Source organism: Psychrobacter celer, assembly GCF_016107555.1.
Lineage (GTDB): Bacteria > Pseudomonadota > Gammaproteobacteria > Pseudomonadales > Moraxellaceae > Psychrobacter > Psychrobacter celer.
Map to the genome: position 1 here is coordinate 136,117 of NZ_JABASU010000001.1, position 26,970 is coordinate 163,086.

Annotated in this window: 29 protein-coding genes, 1 tRNA gene and 1 pseudogene; 13 read left to right on the forward strand and 18 right to left on the reverse strand. The window is 46.4% G+C overall.

Features of this window, described 5'->3' with window-relative positions; genetic code table 11:
• Positions 1–2: 2 nt before the first annotated feature.
• Positions 3–911 (reverse strand): hydrogen peroxide-inducible genes activator, encoded by a 909-nt coding sequence (locus JFC05_RS00535; RefSeq protein WP_198335323.1) that lies wholly within the window; start codon positions 909–911, stop codon positions 3–5.
• A 293-nt stretch (positions 912–1,204) separates the two neighbouring features.
• Between JFC05_RS00535 and ahpC the strand changes: the two genes are divergently transcribed.
• Together ahpC and JFC05_RS00545 are read left to right on the forward strand one after the other, a co-directional pair.
• The gene (gene ahpC / locus JFC05_RS00540) at positions 1,205–1,771 is read left to right on the forward strand and encodes an alkyl hydroperoxide reductase subunit C (protein ID WP_075100409.1); all 567 of its coding nucleotides are present in this window, start codon (positions 1,205–1,207) and stop codon (positions 1,769–1,771) included.
• A 280-nt stretch (positions 1,772–2,051) separates the two neighbouring features.
• Positions 2,052–2,918, forward strand: a complete 867-nt coding sequence (locus JFC05_RS00545) for a glucose 1-dehydrogenase (protein WP_198335324.1) — start codon at positions 2,052–2,054, stop codon at positions 2,916–2,918.
• 106 nt (positions 2,919–3,024) lie between these two features.
• Here the strand turns inward: JFC05_RS00545 and JFC05_RS00550 are convergent, their stop codons facing one another.
• Together JFC05_RS00550 and JFC05_RS00555 are read right to left on the reverse strand one after the other, a co-directional pair.
• Positions 3,025–3,273, reverse strand: a complete 249-nt coding sequence (locus tag JFC05_RS00550; protein WP_075100410.1) for an HP1242/YdcH family protein — start codon at positions 3,271–3,273, stop codon at positions 3,025–3,027.
• Between the two features lie 128 nt (positions 3,274–3,401).
• Positions 3,402–3,614: a hypothetical protein gene (locus tag JFC05_RS00555; RefSeq protein ID WP_198335325.1), complete on the reverse strand. Its 213-nt coding sequence runs from the start codon at positions 3,612–3,614 to the stop codon at positions 3,402–3,404.
• Positions 3,615–3,683: 69 nt separating this feature from the next.
• Here JFC05_RS00555 and ahpF point away from each other — a divergent pair, with 69 nt between their 5' ends.
• Positions 3,684–5,261, forward strand: a complete 1,578-nt coding sequence (gene ahpF, locus JFC05_RS00560; RefSeq protein ID WP_198335326.1) for an alkyl hydroperoxide reductase subunit F — start codon at positions 3,684–3,686, stop codon at positions 5,259–5,261.
• Positions 5,262–5,438: 177 nt separating this feature from the next.
• On the opposite strand, the gene JFC05_RS00565 is transcribed toward ahpF, so the two are convergent.
• The 4 genes from JFC05_RS00565 to JFC05_RS00580 all read right to left on the reverse strand — a co-directional run bounded on the left by JFC05_RS00565 (position 5,439) and on the right by JFC05_RS00580 (position 8,789).
• The gene (locus tag JFC05_RS00565) at positions 5,439–5,771 is read right to left on the reverse strand and encodes a protein tyrosine phosphatase family protein (RefSeq protein WP_100750024.1); all 333 of its coding nucleotides are present in this window, start codon (positions 5,769–5,771) and stop codon (positions 5,439–5,441) included.
• Between the two features lie 206 nt (positions 5,772–5,977).
• On the reverse strand, positions 5,978–6,304 hold the full coding sequence (locus JFC05_RS00570; protein WP_198335327.1) for a protein tyrosine phosphatase family protein: 327 nt from the start codon (positions 6,302–6,304) through the stop codon (positions 5,978–5,980).
• A gap of 259 nt (positions 6,305–6,563) precedes the next feature.
• A complete protein-coding gene (locus JFC05_RS00575; protein ID WP_198335328.1) occupies positions 6,564–8,273 on the reverse strand; it encodes a SulP family inorganic anion transporter in 1,710 nt (569 codons plus the stop codon).
• Between the two features lie 102 nt (positions 8,274–8,375).
• Positions 8,376–8,789, reverse strand: a complete 414-nt coding sequence (locus tag JFC05_RS00580; RefSeq protein WP_420850533.1) for an ArsR/SmtB family transcription factor — start codon at positions 8,787–8,789, stop codon at positions 8,376–8,378.
• 502 nt (positions 8,790–9,291) lie between these two features.
• On the opposite strand from JFC05_RS00580, the gene JFC05_RS00585 reads away from it, so the two are divergent.
• Positions 9,292–10,161: an MBL fold metallo-hydrolase gene (locus JFC05_RS00585; RefSeq protein WP_198335329.1), complete on the forward strand. Its 870-nt coding sequence runs from the start codon at positions 9,292–9,294 to the stop codon at positions 10,159–10,161.
• Positions 10,162–10,246: 85 nt separating this feature from the next.
• Positions 10,247–10,690 carry a thioredoxin TrxC gene (gene trxC, locus JFC05_RS00590; protein ID WP_198335466.1) on the forward strand — a complete coding sequence of 148 codons (444 nt, stop codon included), beginning with the start codon at positions 10,247–10,249 and terminating at the stop codon, positions 10,688–10,690.
• A 279-nt stretch (positions 10,691–10,969) separates the two neighbouring features.
• Here the strand turns inward: trxC and JFC05_RS00595 are convergent, their stop codons facing one another.
• The 4 genes from JFC05_RS00595 to JFC05_RS00610 all read right to left on the reverse strand — a co-directional run bounded on the left by JFC05_RS00595 (position 10,970) and on the right by JFC05_RS00610 (position 13,465).
• Positions 10,970–11,371, reverse strand: a complete 402-nt coding sequence (locus JFC05_RS00595; RefSeq protein ID WP_192996172.1) for a hypothetical protein — start codon at positions 11,369–11,371, stop codon at positions 10,970–10,972.
• Positions 11,372–11,586: 215 nt separating this feature from the next.
• Entirely contained in the window at positions 11,587–11,946 is a 360-nt protein-coding gene (locus tag JFC05_RS00600; RefSeq protein WP_192996170.1) for a SirB2 family protein, read from the reverse strand.
• Between the two features lie 103 nt (positions 11,947–12,049).
• On the reverse strand, positions 12,050–12,370 hold the full coding sequence (locus tag JFC05_RS00605; protein WP_198335330.1) for a BolA family protein: 321 nt from the start codon (positions 12,368–12,370) through the stop codon (positions 12,050–12,052).
• 282 nt (positions 12,371–12,652) lie between these two features.
• On the reverse strand, positions 12,653–13,465 hold the full coding sequence (locus JFC05_RS00610) for a M48 family metallopeptidase (protein ID WP_198335331.1): 813 nt from the start codon (positions 13,463–13,465) through the stop codon (positions 12,653–12,655).
• 378 nt (positions 13,466–13,843) lie between these two features.
• Between JFC05_RS00610 and JFC05_RS00615 the strand changes: the two genes are divergently transcribed.
• Positions 13,844–13,918: transfer RNA gene (locus JFC05_RS00615), tRNA-Gly, on the forward strand.
• A 235-nt stretch (positions 13,919–14,153) separates the two neighbouring features.
• Here the strand turns inward: JFC05_RS00615 and JFC05_RS00620 are convergent.
• Positions 14,154–14,291: pseudogene (locus JFC05_RS00620) on the reverse strand (transposase); the annotation flags it as partial.
• A gap of 123 nt (positions 14,292–14,414) precedes the next feature.
• Positions 14,415–15,023: a YceI family protein gene (locus JFC05_RS00625; RefSeq protein WP_227697333.1), complete on the reverse strand. Its 609-nt coding sequence runs from the start codon at positions 15,021–15,023 to the stop codon at positions 14,415–14,417.
• Between the two features lie 212 nt (positions 15,024–15,235).
• Between JFC05_RS00625 and JFC05_RS00630 the strand changes: the two genes are divergently transcribed.
• Together JFC05_RS00630 and JFC05_RS00635 are read left to right on the forward strand one after the other, a co-directional pair.
• Entirely contained in the window at positions 15,236–16,174 is a 939-nt protein-coding gene (locus JFC05_RS00630) for a pirin family protein (protein WP_198335332.1), read from the forward strand.
• 200 nt (positions 16,175–16,374) lie between these two features.
• The gene (locus JFC05_RS00635; protein ID WP_100750009.1) at positions 16,375–16,986 is read left to right on the forward strand and encodes a nitroreductase family protein; all 612 of its coding nucleotides are present in this window, start codon (positions 16,375–16,377) and stop codon (positions 16,984–16,986) included.
• Between the two features lie 205 nt (positions 16,987–17,191).
• On the opposite strand, the gene JFC05_RS00640 is transcribed toward JFC05_RS00635, so the two are convergent.
• The 3 genes from JFC05_RS00640 to nadR form a co-directional block, all read right to left on the reverse strand.
• Positions 17,192–17,638, reverse strand: coding sequence for an Mpo1 family 2-hydroxy fatty acid dioxygenase (locus JFC05_RS00640; protein ID WP_198335333.1), 447 nt, complete (start codon positions 17,636–17,638; stop codon positions 17,192–17,194).
• Between the two features lie 216 nt (positions 17,639–17,854).
• On the reverse strand, positions 17,855–18,586 hold the full coding sequence (gene pnuC, locus JFC05_RS00645; RefSeq protein WP_198335334.1) for a nicotinamide riboside transporter PnuC: 732 nt from the start codon (positions 18,584–18,586) through the stop codon (positions 17,855–17,857).
• A 166-nt stretch (positions 18,587–18,752) separates the two neighbouring features.
• A complete protein-coding gene (gene nadR, locus JFC05_RS00650) occupies positions 18,753–19,799 on the reverse strand; it encodes a multifunctional transcriptional regulator/nicotinamide-nucleotide adenylyltransferase/ribosylnicotinamide kinase NadR (RefSeq protein ID WP_198335335.1) in 1,047 nt (348 codons plus the stop codon).
• Between the two features lie 709 nt (positions 19,800–20,508).
• On the opposite strand from nadR, the gene JFC05_RS00655 reads away from it, so the two are divergent.
• The 4 genes from JFC05_RS00655 to JFC05_RS00670 all read left to right on the forward strand — a co-directional run bounded on the left by JFC05_RS00655 (position 20,509) and on the right by JFC05_RS00670 (position 25,015).
• On the forward strand, positions 20,509–20,721 hold the full coding sequence (locus JFC05_RS00655) for a PspC domain-containing protein (protein WP_198335336.1): 213 nt from the start codon (positions 20,509–20,511) through the stop codon (positions 20,719–20,721).
• A gap of 506 nt (positions 20,722–21,227) precedes the next feature.
• Positions 21,228–22,274: a glycine--tRNA ligase subunit alpha gene (gene glyQ / locus JFC05_RS00660; RefSeq protein ID WP_075100430.1), complete on the forward strand. Its 1,047-nt coding sequence runs from the start codon at positions 21,228–21,230 to the stop codon at positions 22,272–22,274.
• 9 nt (positions 22,275–22,283) lie between these two features.
• On the forward strand, positions 22,284–24,377 hold the full coding sequence (gene glyS, locus JFC05_RS00665) for a glycine--tRNA ligase subunit beta (protein WP_198335337.1): 2,094 nt from the start codon (positions 22,284–22,286) through the stop codon (positions 24,375–24,377).
• Between the two features lie 323 nt (positions 24,378–24,700).
• Positions 24,701–25,015 carry a hypothetical protein gene (locus JFC05_RS00670; RefSeq protein ID WP_227679921.1) on the forward strand — a complete coding sequence of 105 codons (315 nt, stop codon included), beginning with the start codon at positions 24,701–24,703 and terminating at the stop codon, positions 25,013–25,015.
• A 126-nt stretch (positions 25,016–25,141) separates the two neighbouring features.
• Here the strand turns inward: JFC05_RS00670 and JFC05_RS00675 are convergent, their stop codons facing one another.
• Together JFC05_RS00675 and JFC05_RS00680 are read right to left on the reverse strand one after the other, a co-directional pair.
• Positions 25,142–25,555 (reverse strand): cell division protein ZapA, encoded by a 414-nt coding sequence (locus tag JFC05_RS00675; protein WP_198335338.1) that lies wholly within the window; start codon positions 25,553–25,555, stop codon positions 25,142–25,144.
• 65 nt (positions 25,556–25,620) lie between these two features.
• Positions 25,621–26,061 (reverse strand): hypothetical protein, encoded by a 441-nt coding sequence (locus tag JFC05_RS00680; protein WP_192996149.1) that lies wholly within the window; start codon positions 26,059–26,061, stop codon positions 25,621–25,623.
• Between the two features lie 227 nt (positions 26,062–26,288).
• Here JFC05_RS00680 and JFC05_RS00685 point away from each other — a divergent pair, with 227 nt between their 5' ends.
• Positions 26,289–26,942 (forward strand): UPF0149 family protein, encoded by a 654-nt coding sequence (locus tag JFC05_RS00685; protein ID WP_198335339.1) that lies wholly within the window; start codon positions 26,289–26,291, stop codon positions 26,940–26,942.
• Positions 26,943–26,970 lie beyond the last annotated feature (28 nt).

Consider the following 26,970-nt stretch of genomic DNA (forward strand, 5'->3'; position numbering starts at 1 on the left):
GCTTAGCTCTTATTGGCCGCTTCTTCTAATGCTTGTTTAAACACATTACCCAGCAAGTTGACATCATCGACCCGCGCATAGTTTAAACGCGTGACAAAGGCAATGTGACGATGCGGTCCGGCCTCGGAAAGTGGCACAGCGACCGCGTTTTGGTTATGTAGATGCAGCTGATCTAAGGCCATCTCTGGCACCAGCGTCGTTCCCATGTTGGCAAGTGCCATCTGAATCAAAGTATTGAGACTGGCATCAGAAAAACTTGATTTCATCTCAGCGCGATCGAAATGACAGACGGATAAGGTTTGATCGGTTAAGCAGTGACCCTCGCCTAATAGCATCAGATTCGCGGTCGCTAGCTCATCAGAGCTAATGCTATCAAGCTTGGCGTGTACATCATCTTTGGGGAATACCGCAAAAAAGTCCTCACTCCAAAACTCAAAACTGTGTAGCCCATCGACCGCATAAGGCAAGGCAATAATAGCAGTATCGATATGGCCGTAGCGTACCTGCTCGAGTAGGCGCTCGGTTTGCTGCTCGATGATGGTCATACGAAACTCAGGATAATGCTCGCGCAGCGCGGGCAGTACTTTAGGCAGCAAGTACGGGGCAATCGTTGGAATGATACCGACCGTCATCGGATATGCAAGCGGGGTCTTGTGACTGTGGGCGCGTGTGGTCAAATCTCGCACTTCAGAAAACACCCGCTGCGCGCGTGTCAAGATATCTTGCCCAATCGGGGTGATCAGCACTTGCTTATTGTTACGCTCAAAAATCTGCGTATCTAGCTGTTTTTCGAGCTCAGCGATACCGAGACTCAGCGCAGACTGTGAAATATTACATTCTTCGGCCGCGCGCTTAAAATGGCGGTGTTTGGCGACGGCTAAGGCAAACTCAAGTTGACGTAAAGTAATCATAAAACCTCTCTATTTATGGGCTTTTTAATGCTATCTTGTCAGATGATTGATGTCGGATACTTGCTTACTATCAGGCCAGCATACACGCGTACAGCACTGATGATAAAAACTAGAGATAATAGTTTAACAAGTTTAATAAAACAAAACATCACATTAAAAACTTTTAACTGGATTAACCATGAAATTCGCGTATAGTTTGTCATGTAGCTCAGAGAGTTAAAGGCTTGGTAAAAACAGCCAACTCTATCATCACAATGTAACTTAAAACACTGTAATCAAAAAAGGAGCCAATCATGGCAGCTATTATCAATCAAGAAATCCCAGAATTCTCAACAGAAGCGTTTGTAAACGGTGAGTTCAAAACCATCACTTCAGAAGACGTAAAAGGCAGCTGGGCTGTGTTTATGTTTTACCCACACGACTTTACTTTTGTTTGCCCAACTGAGCTTGAAGACATGGCAAACCATTACCAAGAGCTAAAAGACTTAGGCGTAGAAGTGTACTCAGTATCAACTGACACGCATTTTGTACACAAAGCATGGCACGACTCTTCAGAAGCGATTGGCAAAGTCACTTTCCCAATGCTAGGTGATGGCACTGGTAAAATCACTCGTGGTTTTAACATCATGATCGAAGAAGACAACGCAGCGCTTCGCGGTACTTTCATCGTCGATCCAGACGGCCTCATCAAAGTAGCTGAAATCCATGACCTAGGCATCGGCCGTAGCGCAAAAGACGTGGTCCGTAAAGTAAAAGCCGCTCAGTACGTTCGTGACAACGACGGCGAAGTTTGCCCAGCCGCTTGGGAGCAAGGTCAAGCAACGCTAAAACCAAGCCTTGATTTGGTTGGTAAAATCTAAGTAGTCGATACATTATTTAGATAATTTTATAGCACTGGTCATTAATTATATTTGGCCAGTATTATAGACAAAGACCCCATCAGCAGATGTTGATAGGGTCTTTTTTTACATCTCGTCCACAGGTTGACACCAGATTTTACCAAATTCTATTTTCGGTTATTTATGCTGATAACAGGCTTTGCACGATAAGCGGCAGTGGATTATTCAAAAGCTTGTTTTATCATCGATGATTTAATCACAACCATTATAAGAATGAATAGGATAATAAAGGAGTAAAATCATGAGTCATCAATCAGAAAATAAAGACTTCCCTCAGCAGCAGCAGTCTTTGCCCGGCTCGCAAAAACAACAACATCCAAGCCCTGAGGTACTACCGCGCGACTATCCAGATGGCAAGCTGGCTGGCAAAGTCGCGATTGTAACGGGGGCTGATAGCGGCATCGGTCAAGCGGTGGCGATTTTATTTGCCAAAGAAGGCGCAGATGTGGTGGTCAGCTATCTATGTGAAGATGAAGACGCTAAAAAGACGCAGCATCACGTTGAGTCCTATGGTCGCCGCTGTTTATTGGTTGCCTCTGACTTGTCAAATGAAGACAAATGTAAGGCGCTCATTGATAGAACGGTTAAAGAGTTTGGCAAAATCGATGTTTTGGTCAATAATGCAGGCAGACAAGTCGAGCAGCAAACGCTCACGGACATCAGCACCGAGCAGCTCGATCAGACCATTCATACCAATTTTTATCCGCATTTTTGGCTGAGCAAATTTGCCCTGCCGCACATGCAAGCGGGCAGTAGTATTATTAATACTACCTCCATCACCGCCTACCGCGGCAGCGATCATCTGATGGACTATGCTGCAACCAAAGGCGCTATTTTATCCTTTACCCGTGCGCTCTCCAACAATTTGATGAGTAATGATAAAGGTATCCGCGTCAATGGTGTTGCGCCGGGGCCAATTTGGACACCGCTTATCGTCGCATCATTCACACCCGATGAAATTGAAACATTTGGCCAAAGCTCGCCGATGGGACGAGCAGGGCAGCCCAATGAGGTCGCGCCTGCTTACTTGTACTTAGCAAGTGATGATGCAAGCTATGTGACAGGACAAGTGATACACGTCAATGGCGGCGAAATCATTGGCGGTTGATAACTATTCGCTAGTTATATTATGAAACAAAACCCCCATCAGCAAAAATTGATGGGGGTTTATATGATTAAAAAATGTTTGTGTTTTTGCCCTAGGGCGTATGGTGCTAAGCCTGAGACTGTAGTTTGTTTTTATCGATGATTTGATAAATCTCATCTTTTAAATGCAGCTTTCGTCGTTTCATTTGCTCGATTTCGTCTTCGCGGCTGGTATGTTTGACCGTGTCTTTTTCCAGCTGATTGATTTGCTGATCCAGCATGGTGTGCTCATCAAAAATGCTGGCAAAGTGACTGTCTTTTTGTTTTAGCTCGCTGATGATCTCTCGGTTATCTTGCCATGTATCAGTCTTTCTCATATTGTCATCCTTGTTATGAAGCGCCAGCTTGCCACAAACACCAGCAAGATGAGCGCATGATCGTGAAGATTGCTGTAATGGTGAGACTTGAGGTTGATGCAGACAAATAAGAACCCTTCCCATTCGCCTCATTTGATTGTAGCGAAAAAACCGTCTTGATACCATGGCAATCCGCCAAGAGTGGTTTTAATATTAATTATTTTTAATAATTTACGATTGGTTTTATAAAACGTAAGGTTTGAGTTTCTCAGCTTGCCCAACATGCCTAAACCCATGATAATAGAGACATCAAAGGGCATAAACCAAATGCCCAATCGCTTCTTTATAACAGAAACAGCCATAAAAAAACCGTATTTGAACAGGCAATGCGACAGTTGCCGTTACATATCCAATAATGATGGGGAACAAACATGATAGATCAAAATTTATTAGATGCGATCAAAAGCTATAGCGAAAACATGACTCGTCCGATTACCTTTGTATTGGGTAGCGGTGAGCACGAAAAACGCAGTGAGTTGATTGATTTTTTGAGTAAAATCGCAGGCACGACTGATAAAATCAATTTCGATGCACAAGCCACTGACGACAGCCTGCCAAGCGCGATCAGCTTTGCGATTTATAGCCATATCGATGGCGCGCTAAGTGATACGGGTATCGTCTTTAGCGGTATCCCAGGTGGCCATGAGTTTACCTCGCTGGTTTTGGCAATCTTGCAAGCGGGCGGTCATACGCTGAAGTTAGATGAGGGTATTCAAAAACTGATCAAACGCTTTAATAAGCCGTTGCATTTTCAAACTTACGTATCGTTGTCTTGCCACAACTGCCCAGAAGTGGTGCAAGCGCTTAACCAATTTGCGATACTCAACGATGATATCAGCAACGAGATGATCGATGGTGCGTTGTTCCAAGAGCAGGTCGAGGCAAACAATATTCAAGGCGTGCCAGCGGTTTTCTTAAACGGTAAGCCATTTGCCAATGGTCTGATCGATACGGCAAAGCTCATCGGAAAACTGCAAGAGCAGTTCCCTGACTTGCTAGCAGAGGCAGGCGCTGACGAAGACCAATTAGAGCAGCAAGATGTTACCATCATCGGTGCTGGTCCTGCTGGGGTTGCCGCCGCGATTTATACCGCGCGTAAAGGCCTCAAAGTCACCATGGTCGCTGACCGTATTGGCGGACAAGTAAAAGACACGCAAGACATCGAAAACCTGATCTCTGTACCGTTGACTACGGGTAACGAGTTGTCAGCCAACTTTGAAAAACACTTGCGTGAGTACAACATTACCCTAAAAGAGCACGTCAGTGTCAAAGAAATCGGTGAGACGGTCGAGGAAAATTACAGCATTCATCTAAACACCGGTGAGAGCTTTGAGACGCGCAGCATTATCCTTGCGACCGGTGCCCAGTGGCGCAAGCTTGGTGTGCCAGGCGAAGAAGAAAACATCGGTCAAGGCGTGGCTTACTGTGCTCACTGTGATGGCCCGTTCTTTAAAGGTAAAGACATCGCCGTCATCGGTGGTGGTAACTCAGGTGTCGAGGCAGCACTGGACTTAGCGGGTATTGTCAATCATGTGACGGTGCTTGAGTTTGCAGACGACCTCAAAGCCGATCAGGTGCTGATTAATAAAGCCAAAGAAAAAGACAATATCGAGTTTATCACCAATGCGGCCACTCAAGAGATCAAAGCGACTGACAATAAGGTAACGTCTATCGTTTATCAAGATCGCAGCACCGGTGAGACCCATGAGCTCGATTTGTCAGGGGTGTTTGTGCAGATTGGTCTTGTGCCAAACACGGATTTTGTCAAAGGCTTTGTCGATCTAAATCGCTTTGGTGAGATTGAAATTGATGAGCGCTGCCGCACTGACCGCAAAGGCATCTTTGCTTGTGGTGACGTGACCACAGTCCCCTTTAAGCAGATCAATATCGCGATGGGTGAGGGTAGTAAAGCAGCATTATCAGCGTTTGAATACTTGGTGATGCAGTAAGCTCTTACTTAATTACTTATCTTTTATAAAACACACCCCTGAAGTCTATATAGGCTTCAGGGGTTTTTTATGGTTCATCGTTTATGCCAAGCGTCTTGAGCATTGTTAATGTCATTAGCACAGGCACTTATTGTTATTGCCATGGCGTATCTGGCGGGTGCATGACTTAATGATAGGCTAGTCGTCTAGCAAATCCATGCGTTTGGCCGCTTCGTAGATACCGGTTGAGCGGTTACCCGTACGGCAAAAGATCAGCATGGGCTGCTCAGCTTGATTAAAAAAATCTGCGAATTCTTCGACGTGGTGTTGGCTGAGCTCACTACCGGCAAAAGACACTTCTTTGTAAGCCAAGCCTGCCTCGGTCGCTGCCGCTTCAATCTCTGCGCTGGTTGGCTGTCCTGGCTCTTCGCCATCAGGGCGGTTATTGATGATGGTTTTAAAGCCATTTTCGGCGAGCATAGGGACTTGGTCAGGGGTGATTTGCCCTGTGATACGAACTTGATGACTCATAAATCTTCCTACTTTTAGTTGTATGGGCTGGTTTTTGCGCCAGCATTTTACGTGTATAGAGCTGTTGGGCTCTATCATGGCTTATCAGCCAAAAATCAGAGATGGCTGTTTGTAGCTTATAGCTTATAGCTTATAGCGTGCATTCATAAAGCCATACAGTCATAGAGCGCAGAGCAAATACCCCAGCGGCACTTGGCTATATAGGCTTACAACAAACCCTGCATCAAGGCACTTTGATACAAGAGCTTGGCGCGCGCTCCAGTACCACAAAACATCAAGATGGGTTTGGGCAGCGCGTGATAAAGGGCGGCAAACTGCTCGACGGTCAGCATACTCAAACGCTCATCATCAAAAGGCAGGTGCTGATAGCTTAGGTTTGCCTGCTCGGTGGCATCGGCAAACTCGTCACTACTGGGCTGTGACTCCACTTCTGCATCAGGGCGGATGTTGAGCACAGAGCGATAGCCCAGCTCGGCAAGTTTGATACACTGGCTGGGATGAATTTGCTTATAAATCGTTATGTCATCGGTCATAAATAGTTTTGATTAAATATGTGAAAAATGGGATAGGGCAGTCGGTCTGTCATAAGACGGCAAAGCGTCAGGCACCCTCCGTGAGCGGGAGATGACAGCCTACCATTTTAATTTATTTGTCTATACAAAAAACAGCCTGCTTTATATCCTATCATAACGATATTTTATTGCCAGTGACACCAGTGATTGATGCGATGTCGTAAAAAAAAAGCGGCAAACAGCAGCTTGCAACTATAAAATCATACATACCAGCCGCCTGCTAGCGCGCTGTCAACGCGTTGACAGCGTCTAGTGTACTGAGATAGACCTGCCCTGATAGCTCGGTGATGAGCGGTGTATGGCCGATGACATCCATGACAGGCCCCTTTACAAAGCTAAAGTGCAGACGTTTATGTTGTTGTGCCAGCTCTTTGTTGAGCGTACTGAGCATCTCTTGGGCGGTCAGGTCGATATGATTGACAGCAGACATGATTAAGATAAGCTCGCGCGCCTCAGGGTATTGTTGTAATGCCTTTAAAATGCGCAGGTGCACCGATTCGCTGTTGCCAAAAAACAAGCTTTCATCGATACGCAGTAGCAACAAATTATCAAAAGTCACCACATCATGACGATTGATATTGCGAAAGTGACCAGTGCCGCCCAACTGACCGACGATCGCCACGTGCGGCTTACTTGATTGCCAGATAAGGCTGGCAAAAGACACCATCAGACCGATGACCAGTCCTGTATTTAGGCCAAATATCAGTACGCCTGCAAACGCTGCAATAAAGCTAGCGGCATCCAAACGATCTCGCTGCCACGCCGACTTTAGGGTATCGATATCGATAAGCCCAATGATAGAGGCCATGATGGTCGCTCCTAGCAGCGCATAAGGTAGCGGCGCGAGTGCATTACCAAAAGCGATCAGCGCGGCGATCATCACCACCACAGTGACGAGGCTGGCCATTGGCGTTTTGGCCCCTGAGTCGACGTTGATGGCGGTACGCGAAAACCCGCCAGCGACCGCAAAGCTCTGAAACAGACCGCCAGATAAGTTGGCCAGCCCAAGACCAGTTAGCTCACGGTTGGCATCGAAACGCTCACCGCGCAAGCGTGCATAAGTGCTCGCCACAGAGCTACTGGACACAAAGACAATCAGTGCCATCAGCCCTGCAGTGGGCAAAAGCTTGAGCGCTTCTTGCACATCGGGCAGATGCGGTAGTGTGAAGCTTGGCAGCCCTTGCGGAATACTGCCGATGGTCGCAACCCCCAGCGCGCCCCAATGCAGCGCCATACTCAGTATGATCGCCACACCGAGCAAAATCAGGGGAAATAAGCGCTCGGTCCATTTAGCCGATGACGCTGACAGCCACGTACGCCAGACCCACTTGCTGGCATAGCGGTTCGCTACCAAAAGAGCGAAGGCGATGACACCGATAAGCAAGGTCAGAGGATGCAGCTGGCGCACGTACATCTGCAGGCTAGAGAGATAGCCAATCAAGCTACTACCCGCCACTGGAATAGCGGTCAAATACTTCAGCTGACTGACAAAAATAAGCACCGCTGCACCGCTGACAAAGCCTGCCGAGACCCCGCGGCTGATGAACTGCATGATCCAGCCGAGCTTGAGACGTCCGGCTACCCAGAGCAGCGCTCCTACCATAAACGCCAATAGGCTCGCCATCAAGGCGTACTGCTCAGCGCCTTTATCGGCATAGGGCAGTAAGCTACTTGCCGTCATAATAGCCGTGATGGCGACAGGACCGACCGCTTGGACATTGCTCGAGCCCAGCCAAGCATAGACAATGACTGGCACAATCGCCGCATATAGGCCATACACAGGTGGTAATCCTGCCAATACTGCGTAGCCGAGGCTCTGCGGAATGACAAGCACGCCCACGACCAATCCGGCGATGACGTCAGTTGGCAAGGTGGCTAGCTGGTATTGGCGTAGCCACGTGGGAGTCAGGCGAGCAGCGATAGAAGACATATCAGTACATCATCTTAAAAAATATTTCGACAACAAAAAATAGCAGCGCCATCAAGTGATAGTGGCCGTCCGCGTCTGTGAACGGCTATCGACTGGCTGTGGCTAGTCGGTTTTGGCACAAAAACGTTGGTACAGCAGATTTAAGACCGCCAGCGCATCCTCACTTGCGATACGATAGTAGATCTGTTTGCCTTCGCGGCGGGTCGTGACCAGCTCATCTTTGCGCAAGATACCGAGTTGCTGCGACAAGCTGGGCTGTCCAACGCCGACCAAACCTTCAAGCTCACTGACGCAGTATTCACCTTGGGTGAGCTGACACAGCAGCAGCAAGCGATCAGGGTGCGAGAGCGACTTTAATAGTTGGCTGGCTTGCATAGAGGCTTGTTGCATCTGCTTGGCAAGATCGGTAGGGACAAAGTCTGCTGGATATGTGGATGCATCCTCATTCGTACTCTGAATGGATGCACTCGATGCTGAAGTAGAAGTAGTCAGAGTGAGCTCCTTATAAAGTAGCAATAATTATCTCGGTGACATTAGGGCGTGTTGAACATTCGACCATGGCACTGACAGCGACTATTTTTTAGGCGATTCGATGTTAAAAATAATAAGTTTAGTCATTCTAAGCGCTTATTTTTAACGATGAAGCGGCAAAAAAGAGTCCTGTCCCTGCGGGCTGATGCTAAAATTGCCCCATACTGCGTTACAAATCTCGCTAAGGCATCTGCATTATCGTCGCTTTGTGCCTTGTCTGGAACAATTTTAGCGATCAGCAGTGCCTATTTACGAATGTTCAACACGCCCTAATAAATATATGGTTAATTATCAATGATATCATCAATGATAGCAAGTTATCGTTAATTACATTATATAAATTGATAAAATGTATAGGAGTTGCTATATTAACACTATAAATGAGTCGGCAACTGAGTAAATATTATATACGACTCGATATCATACTTAACTATTATTTATAGGTTAAAAATATTTATAGATGAAACATTCTGATAGCGAGGCTGCCATGCAAGTTCATTCTTTCTTACATAGCGATACTGAGACCTATACGCACGTACTGGCCGATGTCCAACACAAGTTATGTGCCATCATCGATCCCGTATTAGATTTTGATGCCAAGTCTGGTCACACCGCTACCAGTAGCGTCGATGAGATCATCGCCTTTGTCCGCGAGCAGGGCTGGGAGCTGGTGTATATCATCGAAACCCACGCCCACGCCGATCATATATCTGCGGCTATCCATGTCAAAGAAACACTCGGCGGGCAGCTCGTCATCGGTCAGCACATCACAGAAGTGCAAAAAATATTTAAGCAAATTTTTAACTTTGACATGAGTTTTCGTACCGATGCCAGTCAGTTCGACATTTTGACAGACGACGGCGATACCTTAGCGCTTGGTGAGATCACCATCACAGCGATGTATGTGCCAGGTCATACGCGTGCAGATATGGCCTATCTAGCAGCCGATGCCGAAAAAACCGTGGTGTTTGTCGGAGACACGTTGTTTGCCCCCGATGTCGGCACGGCGCGTTGTGACTTCCCAGGTGGTGATGCCAAGATTCTGTATCACTCTATCCAAAAGTTGCTGGCGCTTCCCGAAGATACCATCATGTATCTGTGTCATGACTATCCGAGCAAAGGACGCAAACACTGCCCCACGACCACGGTTGCCGCCCAAAAAATGGGCAATATTCATGTCAAAGACGGTATCAACGAGGCAGAGTTTGTGCAGATGCGTGAGCGGCGTGATGCCACGCTTTCGATGCCGCGTCTGATTATTCCGGCTGTACAGGTCAATATCGATGCAGGGAATTTTCCGCAACCAGAAGCCAATGGCATCCGTTATCTTAAAGTACCCATCAATGCGCTGGGATAATGGCAGCATGTAAAGTTATGCTATATTTAAAAGTAGCAAACACATACGCCGCAAAAATCGTAAGGGCTAAAAAAGGAGTCTGATGATGAATGAACAAAATCTGCATCTGGTCTGCCCGCACTGCCAAGCGACCAACCGTATACCAGCAGCGCGGCTGACTGCTGCGCCAAACTGTGGTAGCTGCCGTCAGCCATTATTGACAGGCAGCGCGCATGAGCTGAGCGCACAAACCGTCAATAAAGTCATTCAAAAAAATGAGGTATTGACCATCGTGGATTTTTGGGCGAGCTGGTGTCAACCGTGCCTGATGATGGCGCCGCAGTTTAAAGAGGCTGCCAGTCAATTGCCACAAGTAGTCTTTGCCAAATTGCAAACCGATAAGTACGAACAAGCCGCCGCGCCTTATCGTATACGCAGCTTACCGACGATGGTAGCCTTTAGAGGCGGTAAAGAGATTGCGCGGCAGTCAGGCGCGCTACCCAGCCAGCAAATCGTGCAGTGGGTACAAAGCCTACAATTGCAATCATAATCACTAGGGTGTGTCCTCATTTTAAAAATGGCGATAAAAATGAGATAAATCGCCGTCAACAAGGAAAATAGCGCAGATAATATTGAGATATTAGTCAGCTATTTGACACGGTTTGGCCAGATTTAGCCCATTTAGATGGCTATCGATTGAATTGAGGACACACCCTAGATATCCTCATCAAAAAAGCCAATACGTTGATCGCGTATTGGCTTTTTTATGGTCGTATGAGCAACGATGGTATTTGATCGATTTGACCTCTATCAACTCACCATAGTTTGTTTATTCGCCATATATCTTGATGCCATTGGCAAAGCTGCAGCGCTGGATGCGTGCGGACTGAACAACGGCATCACGCTCGCCGTAGAGCCGTGATAGCTTGGCATCGCGGGCTTTGGTATTGTTGCTTTTTCCCAGGCCAAAACTGATATTGGGTGAGATACCCCAGCGGCCCGCTGAGACGCCGACCCCCACGCCAGAGGCAGCGATGGTCGACTGCTGATTGCGCGCAGTCTCGACATAACGATTGATACGGTTGTACTCTTGGCTCAGCGCTTGGCAGTCATAGTTTTGGTAGGTGCTGGGCGGCACATACTGCGGAGTGATATTGCCAGTCGAGGCGCAGCCTGCAAGCGCAAAAATGCCTGCTGAGGCCAGTAATGTCGCGGAAAAGAGAGTTTTCATAGTGGCTCCATAAGGCACGATGGGGGGGTGTATAAACAGCAAGATCTGTGATAAACGCCGTTGTTTATATTTAAGATAGCAAAAATAAACAGATTAAGATATTGAAAAATATGTCATTTATGAAATATGCCAGCTATAGTCAGTTGCAAACAAAACTGTCATAAGTTCCAAAGCGCTACTGGGATGAATTTTGCGCAGCCTCCGTAAACAGCGGCTTAAAATAAGTTTGCTGGTTTGACCACAGCAAGTATCACGATACCTGCATAGGCGATCGCCGAGATCAAAATCCCCGTTTTCCTTTGGGCGGGCGTTGCATGGTTGTTAAAGGCTTTTATGCTGGCACTGATGGCAGCGATTAACAAAATAATCTTGGCAAACACCCACTGTACAGGAGCGTTGGCACTCATTAGCTGCATCAACATGATGGCACCTGAGCCGATGACAAGCGCATAAATGATGTGCGTGGCTATCTTCACCGCCTTTGGAGCGCGTCTATTGGCACTCAATACCAGATAGCTTTGATATAAAAACAGAACGATGGTCAGGACGGCCATCAGCATATGTAAGTGTTTCATTAAATATCCTTCCCTTTGAGGTGATCCAATCACGCAGCGCTACCGTCACAATGTTCATACGACGCGCAGTCATGGTTGATTATTCTGTTATTCTGTCGATGGCTTAGCTGTTTTGACCAGCACACAAGGGGCTGTCTGGGCTTTGCCCTTGCCATTCTGTTGGCGTATAGGCATGTATGGCTAAGGCATGCACCGAGCCACCTTGCGAGGTCAGTAGGGGCGCGACCAAGCCATAAACCAGTTGATGGCGAGCGACCAAACGCTTGCCCTCAAAGGCATCGCTTACGATAGTGAGTTTAAAATGACTTTCTTTGCCATCAAAGTAGCCTGCATGATTCATCGATTCGTTAATCAGCTCGATATGCTGCGGCTGCAAGCTCTGTAGCTCAGCATAGAGGGCATCAGCGGTAGGCGTGGTATTCATAGATAGCATCCTTTTACGCGATATGGTTTGATAAGGTAGTATTTGATAAAGCGTTATTTAATAAAGTGGTGTTTGATGAGATATGGGCATCAATGGCGTACTAGTGTCTTGCGGCGATGCATGAGGCTATTATAGCAGACGCCGATTGTAGCAGACACTGATACGCAAGCCTTATCATTCAGCAGACAATGGAATATGGCCACTTTTATAAAAAAAGCAGAATACAAACCGTGGTCTGTACTCTGCTTGACAGTCAATCTAATCAGTCATGCTAAATGATGATTAGCGGCGTGCTTTTTGGTAAAGCGGCATGACTTTGGGCATCAATGACTGCAACTGGGCAATGCGATTGCTGCTGCTTGGGTGAGTGCTCAAAAACTGCGGCGGCTCGCCTTGGCTGGCGCGCTGCATTTTTTGCCATAAGCTAATCGCGGCCTGCGGGTTGTAGCCTGCGCGAGCCATTAGCTCAAGGCCAATCTGGTCGGCTTCTGCTTCTTGAGTACGACCATGCGGACGACTCAGGCCTAGGTCACCGGCGATATTGGCCAGCTGCGCCTGACCTTGCGAGAGACCAAAGATACTAGCGGCGACGCCAATGCCTGTTTGAGTGGCGTATTGGCGAGAGATACGCTCGCGTGAGTGCTCACGTAATGCGTGAGACATCTCATGTCCCATGATGGCAGCGATTTCATCATCGGTCAGATTGAGGCGATCGATGATGCCTGAATAAAACATGATTTTGCCACCTGGCATCACAAAAGCGTTAAGCTGATTTGATTTGATCGTGTGTACTTCCCATGGCCACTTTGCCGCATCAGGACGATAGACGCCGACTTGCCCGATCAGACGGTTGGAGATGTTTTTGAGGCGATTGAGCTGGGATCTATTGGTATCGAGCAAACCGCGAGCTTTTGCTTCTTGCAAGGTCTTTGCATAGCTTTGCGCTGATAACTGTAACACCTGCTCATTAGAGACCAAGAGCAACTGCTGGCGATCAACGCCCACCGCGCCAGTATTGGTGGTGCTACTACAGCCAGTCAGTGTCAGCGCCGACAAAGACGCGGCCATGACAGTTGTGGTCAGTAATTTTTTCATAATAAACATCCTCACTGTAAATAATAAATAAAGTTGCACAAAGTATAATAATGTTAATAAGCCAAAACCAAGACAGAAAAAGTAACAGTACACCCTATGATTGTAAGTAAGCAGCGCGCCCAAACACAGTGATAGACATGCATAGCCGTGAGCCCAGCAAATACAGCCCTTTATTTGCTAAAATATTTTAGAAAAACTGGCTGATAATACTCATTGTAAAATCAAACGTTTATAACAGAGTCGCTGGTAAATAAAGGCTGACGGCGAAAATATTTGCACAAAATGCCAAAAAAGGTGTTGACAGGCTCAGAATTTTTGCTAAAATAGCCAGCCTATCGAGACGGAGTTGTTGTTAACAATGACGCGATTCGATGTTTAGCGGGATTAGCTCAGTGGTAGAGCATAACCTTGCCAAGGTTGGGGTCGAGAGTTCGAATCTCTTATCCCGCTCCAAATATGGCTCTGTTAGAGCACTAAAGCCTCACATTATTGTGAGGCTTTTTTTATGGGTAAAATTTGGCAGCTGGTCAAAGCTTACGCAAAAGCGGTTACAAATTACGGATGAATTGACATACGTATTTTAGAGTAAGCGCGCATACTAAGTAACATACGAGACATCATAAATAATAATAGGGGCTGTCCTAGATAACTAGTTTAAACCCTGTTTAACCCACTGTTTTAATTGTAGTCATTGCGACTTTGGGTCACTGTGATTAAAACGCCACTCACATTCCTTTAAATAGAGGTGAAAATGCTCTTTTGGAACCCCGTTAAACTTGCGTAGATGCCGTTTAGCTTGGTTCCAAAAGTTCTCTATACCATTTAGGACAGCCCCTAAATCTTTATACCATCAAAAAAGCTGAGTTAAAAACTCAGCTTAATTGTAGTACATATCGTGTATCTGTTTTATCTCTAATCGACTATATGATCTTTATAAGACAAGCGATCGTTACTTGAGATCGGCCTTTTTACTGCCTTCTACTTGAACGACCAGTTTGATGTTTTTCATCATACCGCCGTCGGTATAAGTATTGATACCCCACTTGGTTCTGTCGATGGTGGTTTCAAAATCGCCGCCGCACGATTCAGCGTTTAGCAGTGGGTTGTCATAGCAGTTAAACTTAGTGGCTGTCAGTGTCACAGGATGCGTCTGACCCAGTAGTGTTAAGTCGCCTGTGACTGATTTGACTTTATTACCATCAAACTGCCAATTGGTAGATTTAAAATAAGCGGTTGGATGCTCTTTGACATTAAAGAAATCCGCAGATTTTAAATGACCATCAAACTCTTTGATACCTGTGCTCAAGCTGCCCATCGGAATGGTGATGCCAATAAAGCCTTTTTGTTCTTTGGGTGCGTACTCCAGAATGCCTGAGAGGTTATAAAAGCCACCAGCATTGGTCGAGGTGCCAAAATGATCGACAAAAAAGCGCACCGCGGTATGCTTAGGGTCCAGCTCATAGGTCGCTGCCTGACCGACAGTGCTCATCATGCCAAGGGCGCTGATAGCAGCGAAGGCGAAGGCACGATTGGCTTGTTTGATAGAAGGGAGCATCATGGTTCATTATCCTTATTTGTGATCGAGAATTATGGTAGAGAAAAAAGCGCATTGGCTTAACGTTTTTTCATTTATTTCCGTTAAGCAGTGCTTATAGGTGCTATAGTTAAGTTTAGCAAAGAAATAGGACATTTGAGCGCCAATGTCTATTATAAATGTGTCTATTCGTTGCTTTTTGTAACACTTGTATGCTGTATGATAAGAGGGGAGTCATGAGTATTAAAACCCTAGAGCCGCGTTTGGCCGATGTTGGCGGTATTCCTATCGCCCGTCTGTTACCTAATACTGGCAAAAAACCGATCGGTGCGTGGTGCTTTTTGGATCACGCAGGCCCTGTTGAGTTTGAGGACGGTGAGGCTGGCATGCAAGTGGGTCGTCATCCGCATACCAATTTGCAAACCTTTAGCTGGATGTTAGATGGCGAAGTGCTGCACAAAGACAGCTTGGGCAACGAGCAAGTAATTACCAAAAACCAAGTCAACGTCATGACGGCAGGTACGGGGTTGACCCAAGGCATCAGTCATACCGAGCAAAGTGTCTTTCCTGATACAGGCGGCTCGCCAGATGCGGCGCGTGCGCTGAGTATGGTGCAGCTGTGGATTGCTCTACCGACAGACCAAAAAATCGAGCGCGGCTTTCATCACTATCCAGAGCTACCGACGTGGATGGAAAGTAATGTAGAGATGATATTGACCACGGGCAACTACACCAGCGTCACAGGCGAGCGCTACGAAGCGCCAACGATACAGTACTCCAAAATGGTCGGTATCGATGTGTACTGGCTAGAGGATGGCGAGGTCACCCTAACGCTAGAGCCTGGTTTTGAATACGGTATCTTGGTCAGCGAAGGGCAGATTGAGTCTGAAGGCAAAATCTGTGAGCAAGACCAGCTATTTCGCTTCCACGATAGTGATGTCGAAAATAACGAAAGCATCAGGCTGGTCGCCAAAAAAGGCACACGGGTGATGTTTATCGGCGGTGAACCATTAAACAATCAAGTGCTGCTGTGGTGGAACTTTGTCGCTGATAATAAAGAAGAGATTGAGCAGTCTATCATCGATTGGAACAACGGCCACGAGCGCTTTGGTAATGTCGACTCTGATATGAAACGTCTGCCCGCTCCAGCGCTGCCTGACGGTTTTAAAGGATGATTTGATAATACAGATTGTTAATTTATCTTTTATGATTCACGTTATTGTGAAGATTTTTTACAAAATTTGAATATAGATCCGTCAGTGTTACTTTTACAATCAAATGACGATCAAGCAAGTTTTACTATTTTTACTATCGACTCATTTTAAAACACATACTTTATATACAACCTAAATACTTAACCCGACGGAGTCTTATTATGTCAGACCTAACAACCTTACAAAATCTTGCCGAAAAACGCCGCTCTATCTATGCCTTGAGCGATCAACTACCAGTCTCTAAGGATGAGATTGTAAAATTGGTAGAGCACGCTATTTTACACACGCCTTCCTCCTTCAACTCTCAGTCAGCTCGTATCGTGGTCTTGTTCGATGAGGATCATCAAAAACTGTGGGACATCACCGAAGAGACATTGAAGGTCATCGTGGGTGACGACGAGAAATTTCAAGGTACAAAAGATAAAATCGCAGGCTTTAAAGCCGGTGCTGGTACGATATTGTTTTTCGAAGACAAAGGTGTGGTCAGAAGCATGCAAGAAGCAGCACCTTTATATGCGGACAAATTCCCAATCTGGGCACACCAGACCAGTGCCATGCATCAGTATGTGATTTGGACGGCATTGGCAAGTATCGATGTTGGCGCCAACTTGCAGCATTATAATCCAGTGATTGACCAGCAAGTTGCCAATACTTGGAATATCGCTGATGATTGGGAGCTAAACGCGCAGATGGTATTTGGTGCCATCGAGCAGCCAGCTGGTGACAAAGAGTTTAAGCCAGTAGAAGAGCGTATGAAGGTGTTTGGTAAATAAGCACCAAAGCTCGGTAGTGTAAGAGATAAAAAACCAAAAAAGCGCCATCCAGCTCATGGGTGGCGCTTTTTTAGGGTGAAGAAATCAAGCGATTTGTCGTCGTACAGCATGGCTAGAGTAAGGATAAAACCATATAAACGAAAATAATCGGTATAAAAACCGTCAGAACACCAGCCCTGAGCACATAACGCGCTCCACCGGAGAGTTAGCTACTGGTTTTGTCACCCATCAGGCTATTGGCCACCCATGCAGGCCCAATTAATAAAAACTGTAAATCTTCAAAAAATGAGGGTTTTTTGCCTTCGATTTTATGACCGATAAACTGGCCAATCCAAGCCACAACAAAGATACCTGCCCAGACCTTAAAGCCCCACGGTAGTAAGGTCATGACAGACAGGCAGATAAGAATAAACATACCCATCGCCAAAAATAACGGCGTGGACAAACGCATGTAGAACAGCAAGACCAAGGCACTAAGCACTAAGGTAAACCAAACGGATAGCGACATACCCATCCCAAGTAAACTGACAAAGATGGTCGGCACGCAGAGCCAATGGATTTTTTTGTTGATTAGGTTTTGGTGGCTGACAGAGTACTCACTGAGCCACTGCTCAAGTGTGCGTTTTGACAGGCGGGGCAGACGACGAGACATACTAACCTCCTTGTTAGTCATTAAGATACGACACTCCTCTCCCACATCAGAGCGCCTCTAGTATCATTTGTAGCACTAATTGGACTTCTCTACCATGGTATCTGATAGACGGTTCAGTCAGCTCTGTCAGCTTTATCCTAGATGCGATAGGGTCTATCAAAGGCGTCTAAGCCATCTAAATAGTCTGAGTCATCTAAGCCCTATTATTTTAGTATATTAGCTTCTCTCGCTACGATGCCATTCATACAGACCGATAAAGGAGTTGACTTGATAGATCATGGTTTGAATGGCAAAAATGTAGTTGCCAGACATAAGATTGACAATGAGCCAAACAAAATTGACGATAATCCACAGCCACCAGTTAAACGAATAGCGCAAAATCATGGCGGCTTGGGCGGTGATTGAGAGTACAAAGGCAAGGACATTGATCCAAAAAAAGGAAATGAAGCCTAAAAACAGACTGTTGTCGTCTTCAACCACCGCATAACCATAGCTGGCTAAAAGGTCGTTGACGGTAGGAAATAGCGCCAGACCAATCACAATAAAGGCAATGGTAATCAGCCAAACGGCTTTGCTGGCAGACTTGGGTATCATGTCGCCGTCAGGGTCGGTGTGCTTTGACCAATAAAAAATGCCATAGACATGGGTAAAAAAGTTAAATAAAGGCGCCAGCATCAAACCCACCGCGCCCGAGGTTGCTTGCACCACCACTTCACCTGCAGTGGCGGCCATGCCAAAGCCATTGCCCAAGACGTTTTTGCGAAATGATAGCGATACCACACAAATCAAGCCGATCAAGGACACCGCCAAATAAAACCAATCTAGGGTGGTATGATCGGTGGTCAACCAAAAGCCTACTGATAAGGCAATCACGCCGCAGATAAACCAAGTGATGATCCACTGCATGGCCCACTTACCAGTGATATTGTCTAATAGCTGAATACGCATAGGTTTTTCCTAAAATAAATGTTGGGAGCGGCTTGTTTGACCGTTGTGGTTTTGACTTTTTTACAAGCCACTTCTTTTATAATATGCTGTTTTTATTCTGTATTTTTACTTTGTTTGTTTTTTACTTTATCTGTTTTTTATTTGGCGTTGACTCACCGCGCTTTGTTTATTGGTTTTTGTTATAGACATGTCGATCGATAAAACGTAACGCTTGCCGATAGCGAGCATCATAATCAGGCGCATCGATCAAATGCGGCTCGATACCATGGCGGGTAAAGATATCGACTAGCCGCTGCTCAAAGCGCCCGCGCGCCTCAGGGGTGCCCAGTGAGCGCATGCCGTCATCTACCCATGGCGTATTGTTGTCTAGCATGATGGTATGGTCCAAGCGAAACTCATCGATACACGCGGCCACAAACGGGTGGCTACGACCTTCGTACTCTTCACAAAACGCCTGTGTAGTCACAAAATCAGTATCGACAATGGTCACAGGGGCAGTCGCTACGGCTGCGGCCTCTCGAGTCGCCTGAGCATGATTGAGGGCGATGGGTCCATAGTCACTATACTGTAGCCCAATCTCGCTGCCACCCAAGTCCGTACCGACGTATAAACGTCCCATCTCTAACGCAAAGCTTGCGCCATAATAGTTGGCAAGCTTATGTACCAAGGTTGTTTTCCCTGAGCTTTCACCGCCGACGATCGCGACCGTCTTTGTGTAATCACCGCGTGCTTGAGGGTGAATCGCTGACCAATGGGCCACAGGATCGCGAGCGATGGCAGATGAGTTAAACGCTGGCTGTAGCGCCGTCGTTACCACGGGCATCTGCAGGTGTGCTGTGATATGGGATTTGGCTAAAGGATGGTTTTGTACCACAAACAGCACCGCTTCTGCAGGCAACGCGAGCGTTTGGCTCAGACGATGCAGCTTGGCATTGCTGGCTGGGATGTCGATGTGCACCTCATCAAAGCTGTCATGAAACGGCAGGGCAATCTCATGGGTGGTATGAATGTGAATAAAAGGCAAGTCAGCACAGGCCATCTGTAGCCAGCGCGCCTTATCTTGTAGCGTAATGCTAAAGTCTGGATGCGGCGTCGGGTGCGCTGTGATGACGATATGTAGTATTTTAGCTTGCCCTGCGGCCTCCAAAATACTGCGCATTTGCCCCAAATGTAGTGGTTCAAAATGACCAATCATCAACCCCGTATCGTACATAGCAATCCTTGTTGGTTTGTTAGTAAGCGTTTTTATAAAAGTAATACAATTTGCATGGTATAAAGGTTTTGGTCGATTTGCAGGTAGGTTATTGTAAACAAGCGCTGATAAAGGTTGTTTTTATTAAACAGGCGTTAAGTGGCGATAAAGCAATGTGGCTAGGGTATCGTCAGTTTGAAATAAAATCGATACGCTCCTATGAATGTGCAATTGGTACAAATTTTCCTTGTGTACTGTTATCACAGAGGCTGCAAAAAACGACTTGTCATCTCGCTGTATTGTTTTGATATCGGATTACCTATAAACCTATAAACACAACCATCAGTATAACCGGTAAAAGTATATAAGCGTATCTGATTGATTGTGCTTGGTATTTCAAAGTAGGTAGGCAGTAAAAGTAAGGTTTTGGCAACAAACTCAATTCTGAAACATTTTGAAATAACTATTTAAAATCAGTGGTTTACAGGCGGTCAGGACAGATTAGGGCAAGCTTAGGTAGCATAAACTCACAAAGCACTGGTACATCTTCAACAGACCATAAGAAAATAGTTGCTATACTGATTTGTAAGTTAGAAAGGCTACAGATTTAGCCTAACTAAAAGACACAAGATAAAAAATATAATGCACAGAATATAAGACAAAAACAGCGGTCTTTTGTCTAGGTTCAAATAACAAGAAATAGAAAACGTAAAATAGAGAGGTATTGGATTTGGCTAAATTAGCAAAATTACATCGCTCGCAAAACAATCGTATGATAGCAGGGGTGATGGGCGGTATTGCAGAATACATCGGTTGGTCGCCTACTTGGGTAAGAGTATTGTTTGTGATTGTATCTTCACTGAGTGCGGCGGTTCCAGGTATCTTAATTTATATTATTTTATGGATTATCATGCCGAAAGCCACTCATGAGTCTTATCAGTAGCACCCGATAGGCTGATATTTTATAGGTTGACATACAAACGGTTCGTTACCCAGCTTTGCTTAAAACTTATATTAAAATCTGTATCAAAAAAAGCGTCACCAAATAAGCGTTACTAAAAAAATAAAAAGCCTGACCCATCAGGATACCAGCGACATACTTTTCCTCCTGCCCAGATGCTCACGCATTTGGGTATTTTTTTGTTTTTGCCTTTATGGTCATTGAAAAAAATGGTTATAAGTTGAGAGGTGCGACAGGTATAGGGTTTATGTGCGTGCTGTGTCTACACTGCTCGATAGACATAATTACTTTCGATAGCATTTGATATGGGGCATAGCGCACGGTATTTGGACAGATAGCATAAATTTAGTTGCGGTAAATATGGATAAAATGGTCAATTTTTAGTAAGGTGAGCAGGCAAATAGAGTCGTTGCCGAATAGGCAATACGAGCGCTATCAATATTTCATAATACTCATTCCACAGTGGCTTTATTAAGATGCCCCAAACTATGACAATCCAAACTATGACATCACAAGCGAAAGATTCTCAACCGATGACGTTTCAAGATCTCATCCTAACCTTGCAAAACTATTGGGCTGACAAAGGCTGCGTGGTCTTGCAGCCTTACGATATGGAAGTCGGTGCCGGTACCTTTCATACGGCGACGTTTTTGCGCTCGCTTGGCCCTGAGCGCTGGAATGCAGCTTATGTGCAGCCATCACGCCGCCCGACAGACGGCCGCTACGGTGACAACCCAAACCGCTTGCAGCATTATTACCAGTTTCAAGTGGTACTAAAACCCAACCCGCCCAATATCCAAGAGTTGTATTTGGACTCACTGCGGGCCATCGGTATCGATCCGCTGGTTCATGACGTGCGTTTTGTCGAAGACAACTGGGAATCGCCAACGCTTGGGGCGTGGGGGCTGGGCTGGGAGATTTGGCTAAACGGTATGGAAGTCACGCAGTTTACCTATTTTCAGCAAGTGGGCGGCATTGAGTGCTTTCCAGTCACCGGTGAGATTACTTACGGTCTTGAGCGTCTAGCGATGTATGTACAAGGCGTCGATAGCGTCTATGATTTGGTTTGGGCGGATGGTGAGTTTGGCCGCGTGACCTATGGCGATGTCTTTCATCAAAACGAAGTGGAGCAGTCCACTTATAACTTTGAGCACGCCGATGTACCGATGATGGGGCAGATGTTTGATTTTTATGAGCAGCAGGCTGATAAGCTTGTGGCCGAAGGATTGCCGCTGCCAGCCTACGAGATGGTACTCAAAGCCTCTCATGCGTTTAACCTACTGGACGCTCGTGGCGCCATTTCTGTGACGGAGCGTCAGCGCTTTATTTTGCGTGTCCGTACCTTGGCGCGCAAAGTGGCCTTTGGGTATGTCGAAGCGCGTGCCAAGCTTGGCTTCCCATTGGCTGATGAAGAACATCGCCAAGCGGCGCTCGATAAGTATCTACCAAAAGCACCAGAAGAAGACGCGGCAGCAGACGATGTGACAGGCGATAAAGCCGTCACCAACAACCACCAATCTACCAACGACAAATAGGAGCATCCCATGAGTACTATTTTATTTGAACTGGGGTGTGAAGAGCTACCTCCAAAAAGCCTAAAACCGCTACGCGATGCCTTGCAAACGAGTGTCACCGAGCAACTAAAAGACGCCAATATCAGTTTTGATGGCATTAAGTCCTTTGCCGCACCGCGCCGTTTGGCGATTCAGATCACAGGAATTAGCGACAAGCAGCCTGATCGTACCGAACAAAAACGTGGCCCTGCGATTAAAGCAGCGTTTGATAGCGATGGCAACCCAACCCGTGCAGCGATGGGCTTTGCTAAGGGTTTAGGGATTGAAGCGAGCGAGCTGATAACGATTAACACCGATAAAGGGGATTATGTCGGCTACGAGCAGACCATTCACGGTCAAGCGACCACAGAGCTGCTACCGAGCATCTTTCAGACGGCATTAGATAGTCTGCCAATTGCCAAGCGTATGCGCTCAGGTAGCAGCCGAGAAGAGTTTGTGCGTCCGGTACAGTGGGTAGTCTTGATGCAAGACGATGCAGTGATCGATGCCACTATCCAAGGGCATCAAACCAACAACCAAACCCGTGGTCACCGCTTCCACAGCCCTGACTATCGTAAGATTGCTCATGCTACCGACTATGAGTCGCTACTAACGGATCTAAAAGTGGTGGCCGATTTTGATAAGCGTCAAATGCTCATCAAAAACCAAGTCAAAGCACTGGCCGATGAAGTCAATGCCGACGCCATCGTACCGCAAGAGTTGCTAGATGAAGTGACCGCGCTGGTTGATTTCCCGATTGCGCTTAGAGCAAGCTTTGAGCCGCGCTTTTTGCAAGTGCCGCAAGAGGCGTTAATCTCCACCATGCAAGCGGATCAAAAGTATTTTTGCTTAACCGATAAAGCAGGTAAGTTGCAACCGTACTTTATTTTTATCACCAATATTGAGTCCACAGATCCCAACCAAATCATCGAAGGCAACGAAAAAGTCGTGCGGCCGCGCTTGGCTGATGCCGAGTTTTTCTTTTTACAAGATCAAAAACAGCCATTGTTTGCTTTGACCGAGAGCTTAAAGACTCGCGTTTTCCAAGACAAGCTCGGTACGATTTGGGAAAAGTCTGAGCGTATCGCCAAGCTTGCTGCCTTTGTTGCCACTTTGATGCAGCAGCAAGGCCACGATATCGAGGTCGAAGACACCGTGCGCGCTGCCATCTTGTCCAAAGCCGATCTAGCAAGCTCGCTGGTCGGTGAGTATCCGGAGTTGCAAGGTATCGCCGGAACCTACTATGCACGCTTAAATGGTGAGCCTGCGGCGGTCGCGGACAGTCTGCAAGAGCAGTATTTGCCGAAGTTTAGCGGGGATGTATTGCCGCAGACGCCGATTGGTATCTGTCTGGCATTGGCCGATCGTTTGGATACACTGGTCGGTATTTTTGCCATTGACCAAGCACCTACCGGCTCAAAAGATCCGTTTAGTCTGCGCCGCTCGGCCATTGGTATTTTGCGTATCTTGATCGAAAAACAACTACCGATCAATCTTGCCGCTTTGGTTGAGCAAGCGGTTAAAGGCTATAGCACCAGCGATGGCAGTAAGATTGCCAAAATGGGTGATACTTTTACTCAAGTGATGGGCTTCTTAAATTCTCGCTATCGGGCGATGTACACCGAGCAAGGCGTGAGCGTCGATACCATCCAAGCGGTGCAAGCGATCCAGCCGCATATGCCGCTGGATTTTGATCAGCGTATTCGTGCGGTACAAGCGTTTAGTGAGCTGGCTCAAGCTGAAAAACTTGCCGATTCAAACAAGCGGGTGGCAAATATATTGGCTAAGTCAGAGGTCAGCGTGGCAGATAACGTCGACGAGGCGCTATTGTCCGAGCCTGCTGAGCAGGAATTATATCAAGCTGTTCAACAAGCGCAGACAGCGGTCAAGCCTTTGCTAGAAACCGCTGACTATACGCAAGTTTTGCAAACGCTGGCAAGTCTGGATGCGCCTTTGACCCAATTTTTCGCTGATGTCATGGTCAACAGTGAAGATGCGGCGCTAAAAAACAACCGCTTGGCGCTGCTCAAGCAAGTACGAGCGCTGTTTTTGACCGTGGCTGATATCAGTGAATTACAGCTATAGCGCTCGTTGTCGCTAAGATATAGTCAGGTCAATATAAAAAGAATACAGCGAGACTGGGATAAGTTCTTTGCCGCACCTATCGGCGCAGCACCGCACGCAAAGAAGTTTGTACCAGTCTAGCGAATTTGTACCGTGTATCTCTTTTATTTAGTAACGAATATATCTATTATAGTCAAAGGTTCTCAGCCTGTTTTTGCTGGTTTATATCGCATCTACCAGCCTATTTAGCCCATAAAAAAGCTGGCCTTATATTGCCAGCTTTTTGGGCGATGCTGCCGCGCTGCATCTATCATGTCTGAACCCGTCTTCAAAGGAGCACCGCCGTGTTTGCTGTGATTATTGTGATTCTTATCATTTGGGCTGTGATGTGGGCCTTTTATAAGTTTATGTATCCGCGGCCGCCCAAAAGCATGATGCCGCAAAAAGGCGATGTGGTCACGCCGCGCACCTGTGACTTTTGTGGCAATAGCTTGGCTGAGTACCGCGGTGTCCTCGAAACCAAGCCTGCATCTGTCACGACAAATACTGCACAGCCAAGTGCTGGCAGTATGGAGACGGATAGTAACCTTCTGTTTTTTTGCAATTACGAGCATCAGGCAGACTATCATGCAGGCAAGGTATATGATCCTAATGCATGATGGCGGCTAGCCATAGTATAAAAAAAGTGTATAAAAAAAGCGCTTTTTTTCTTACTCATAAACTCTCTTTTTAACCTATCTATCAAGCAGGCCAAAAGAATCAAGCAGGCCAAAAGATGCGCTGGCCTACAAAATAGATTGGGCGTCTTTCATGATCTTATTGAGTAGCGCCTCAGACTGTTTGTCTTGCTGCAGGCGATCCTCTTCGCTTCTTTGATTGGCATGGATTTTTTCATACAAGTTAAGGCAGCACAGCACCAGCAGGCTTTCTTGGCTCAGGCTGGGTGCCTCACGTCTAAGATCCAGCGCGTAGTTATTGATATAAGAGACGGCAGATAGTAGCTCTTCTTGCTCATGGATCGGACAGTAAATGGGGTAGGTCACGCCCGCGATGACAATATCGACTTTTTTGACTTGTGACTCGGGTGTCATAGGCTTGCTGGTAGCACCTGCCGTGGTTGTGCTGATAGGGGCTTTGGATGCGCTTGGCTCTGCTTGCTTAGGCGAGTTGTTTGCGGCATTGGTATGGTCATCAGTCATGATAAATCCTACAATATATGGGTCAGTAAATGGGGGTATCAGCTATTACAGCGATCACCAAGACTCTAACCTTCGGCTTGGTCGATACGCGTGAGGCGTTTGAGGACAACTTGAGTACGCTCTGCTGCCAACTGGTTTTTTTTCTGTAATTCGCTATTTTGTTGTTTGATATCGCTATACTGCTGCTTTAGTTCATTATTATGCTGCTGCAATTCACGGTTTTGTTGTTGTAATTGGCTGATCTGCTTTTGTAACTTGTCTTGCTCTTCACCGATCATATGATGGGCTTCGGCCAAGCTTTGATAACGTTTATCCAGATCGTTCAGTTGTTTTTTGGCACCGTCACGCTCGCTATGGCTGGTATTTAGCTTGTTTTGTAAGTCGGTGATTTGCTTTGGATCTGTGGTTGGCTGCTTTTTTAGGCTGCTAAGTTCAGCACTGACAAGCTGATACTGTTTTTTGATGTCGAGTATCATTTTTTCTAATATTTTAAGTTGATCATACATAGTCAGTTTTTATCCTTAACAAGTAAGCGTGAATGAATTTTGTTTTGTGTATTTAATAATGCCATAGGTGACCGCATAATATCTATATCAACAAAGTAATTACATATACCTAAATCTTATCTATGTATTTTTTGGCTCAGCGCGATGAGTGGTATCGAGCTGATTTTTTGTTTTATAAGCGATTTTTCTGATTTTATAAGTCACAACCCTTTACTAGGACAATTATTATGAATGACAATATCTCTGGCTGGAATACGTGGCTGACCGCATTTGACGACTGGAATGACGTATCGATCAGTGAGGTGCATGGTCTGATGACGGGGCTGATGACGGCGTGTAACGCGCCTGACGAGCAAGTATGGGCAAAGGTGTTTGAAGAGCTGAGCTTTGCGCCATTGCCTGAAGCGGCGCTGACTTTGCTCGCAGAAGAAGCAGAAGACACGGTGTTTCAGCTCAAAGACAAAGACGATGCTTATGCGTATATGCCGCTGCTACCAGATGACGAACACGATCTATACGAGCGTGTGATGGCGTTGAAACAGTGGGCCAATGGTTTTATGACAGGCTTTGGTATCACTGACTGTCAGATCAGTGGGGATGAAAACGAGATGCTATCGGATTTGGCCAAGATTGGGGCGATTCGTCTGGCAGAAGATGAGGACTTTGAGGGCGGCGAAGAGTCTTATTTGTATATTTACGAGTTTGCGCGGATGGTGCCCGTGAGCTTTGCAACTCGCAAGCGCAAACCAGTAAAAGACATCGCGCTAATCGCTGGATTGGCCATCGATGCAAAAACCACCAAAGAGCTACAAGCAGAGGGTAAGTTGCCAAAACCAATACCGCCTGTGGTGGATGCGATGAACCAAAATAATCCCTCTTAAACCTCAAAGGGGGACGACGCCTATATCG

Coding starts and splice junctions, on each gene's coding strand:
- JFC05_RS00535 (WP_198335323.1), bottom strand. CDS start 911: ATGATTACTTTACGTCAACTTGAGTTTGCCTTAGCCGTCGCCAAACAC.
- ahpC (WP_075100409.1), top strand. CDS start 1,205: ATGGCAGCTATTATCAATCAAGAAATCCCAGAATTCTCAACAGAAGCG.
- JFC05_RS00545 (WP_198335324.1), top strand. CDS start 2,052: ATGAGTCATCAATCAGAAAATAAAGACTTCCCTCAGCAGCAGCAGTCT.
- JFC05_RS00550 (WP_075100410.1), bottom strand. CDS start 3,273: ATGAGAAAGACTGATACATGGCAAGATAACCGAGAGATCATCAGCGAG.
- JFC05_RS00555 (WP_198335325.1), bottom strand. CDS start 3,614: ATGGCTGTTTCTGTTATAAAGAAGCGATTGGGCATTTGGTTTATGCCC.
- ahpF (WP_198335326.1), top strand. CDS start 3,684: ATGATAGATCAAAATTTATTAGATGCGATCAAAAGCTATAGCGAAAAC.
- JFC05_RS00565 (WP_100750024.1), bottom strand. CDS start 5,771: ATGAGTCATCAAGTTCGTATCACAGGGCAAATCACCCCTGACCAAGTC.
- JFC05_RS00570 (WP_198335327.1), bottom strand. CDS start 6,304: ATGACCGATGACATAACGATTTATAAGCAAATTCATCCCAGCCAGTGT.
- JFC05_RS00575 (WP_198335328.1), bottom strand. CDS start 8,273: ATGTCTTCTATCGCTGCTCGCCTGACTCCCACGTGGCTACGCCAATAC.
- JFC05_RS00585 (WP_198335329.1), top strand. CDS start 9,292: ATGCAAGTTCATTCTTTCTTACATAGCGATACTGAGACCTATACGCAC.
- trxC (WP_198335466.1), top strand. CDS start 10,247: ATGAATGAACAAAATCTGCATCTGGTCTGCCCGCACTGCCAAGCGACC.
- JFC05_RS00595 (WP_192996172.1), bottom strand. CDS start 11,371: ATGAAAACTCTCTTTTCCGCGACATTACTGGCCTCAGCAGGCATTTTT.
- JFC05_RS00600 (WP_192996170.1), bottom strand. CDS start 11,946: ATGAAACACTTACATATGCTGATGGCCGTCCTGACCATCGTTCTGTTT.
- JFC05_RS00605 (WP_198335330.1), bottom strand. CDS start 12,370: ATGAATACCACGCCTACCGCTGATGCCCTCTATGCTGAGCTACAGAGC.
- JFC05_RS00610 (WP_198335331.1), bottom strand. CDS start 13,465: ATGAAAAAATTACTGACCACAACTGTCATGGCCGCGTCTTTGTCGGCG.
- JFC05_RS00625 (WP_227697333.1), bottom strand. CDS start 15,023: ATGATGCTCCCTTCTATCAAACAAGCCAATCGTGCCTTCGCCTTCGCT.
- JFC05_RS00630 (WP_198335332.1), top strand. CDS start 15,236: ATGAGTATTAAAACCCTAGAGCCGCGTTTGGCCGATGTTGGCGGTATT.
- JFC05_RS00635 (WP_100750009.1), top strand. CDS start 16,375: ATGTCAGACCTAACAACCTTACAAAATCTTGCCGAAAAACGCCGCTCT.
- JFC05_RS00640 (WP_198335333.1), bottom strand. CDS start 17,638: ATGTCTCGTCGTCTGCCCCGCCTGTCAAAACGCACACTTGAGCAGTGG.
- pnuC (WP_198335334.1), bottom strand. CDS start 18,586: ATGCGTATTCAGCTATTAGACAATATCACTGGTAAGTGGGCCATGCAG.
- nadR (WP_198335335.1), bottom strand. CDS start 19,799: ATGTACGATACGGGGTTGATGATTGGTCATTTTGAACCACTACATTTG.
- glyQ (WP_075100430.1), top strand. CDS start 21,228: ATGACAATCCAAACTATGACATCACAAGCGAAAGATTCTCAACCGATG.
- glyS (WP_198335337.1), top strand. CDS start 22,284: ATGAGTACTATTTTATTTGAACTGGGGTGTGAAGAGCTACCTCCAAAA.
- JFC05_RS00675 (WP_198335338.1), bottom strand. CDS start 25,555: ATGACTGATGACCATACCAATGCCGCAAACAACTCGCCTAAGCAAGCA.
- JFC05_RS00680 (WP_192996149.1), bottom strand. CDS start 26,061: ATGTATGATCAACTTAAAATATTAGAAAAAATGATACTCGACATCAAA.
- JFC05_RS00685 (WP_198335339.1), top strand. CDS start 26,289: ATGAATGACAATATCTCTGGCTGGAATACGTGGCTGACCGCATTTGAC.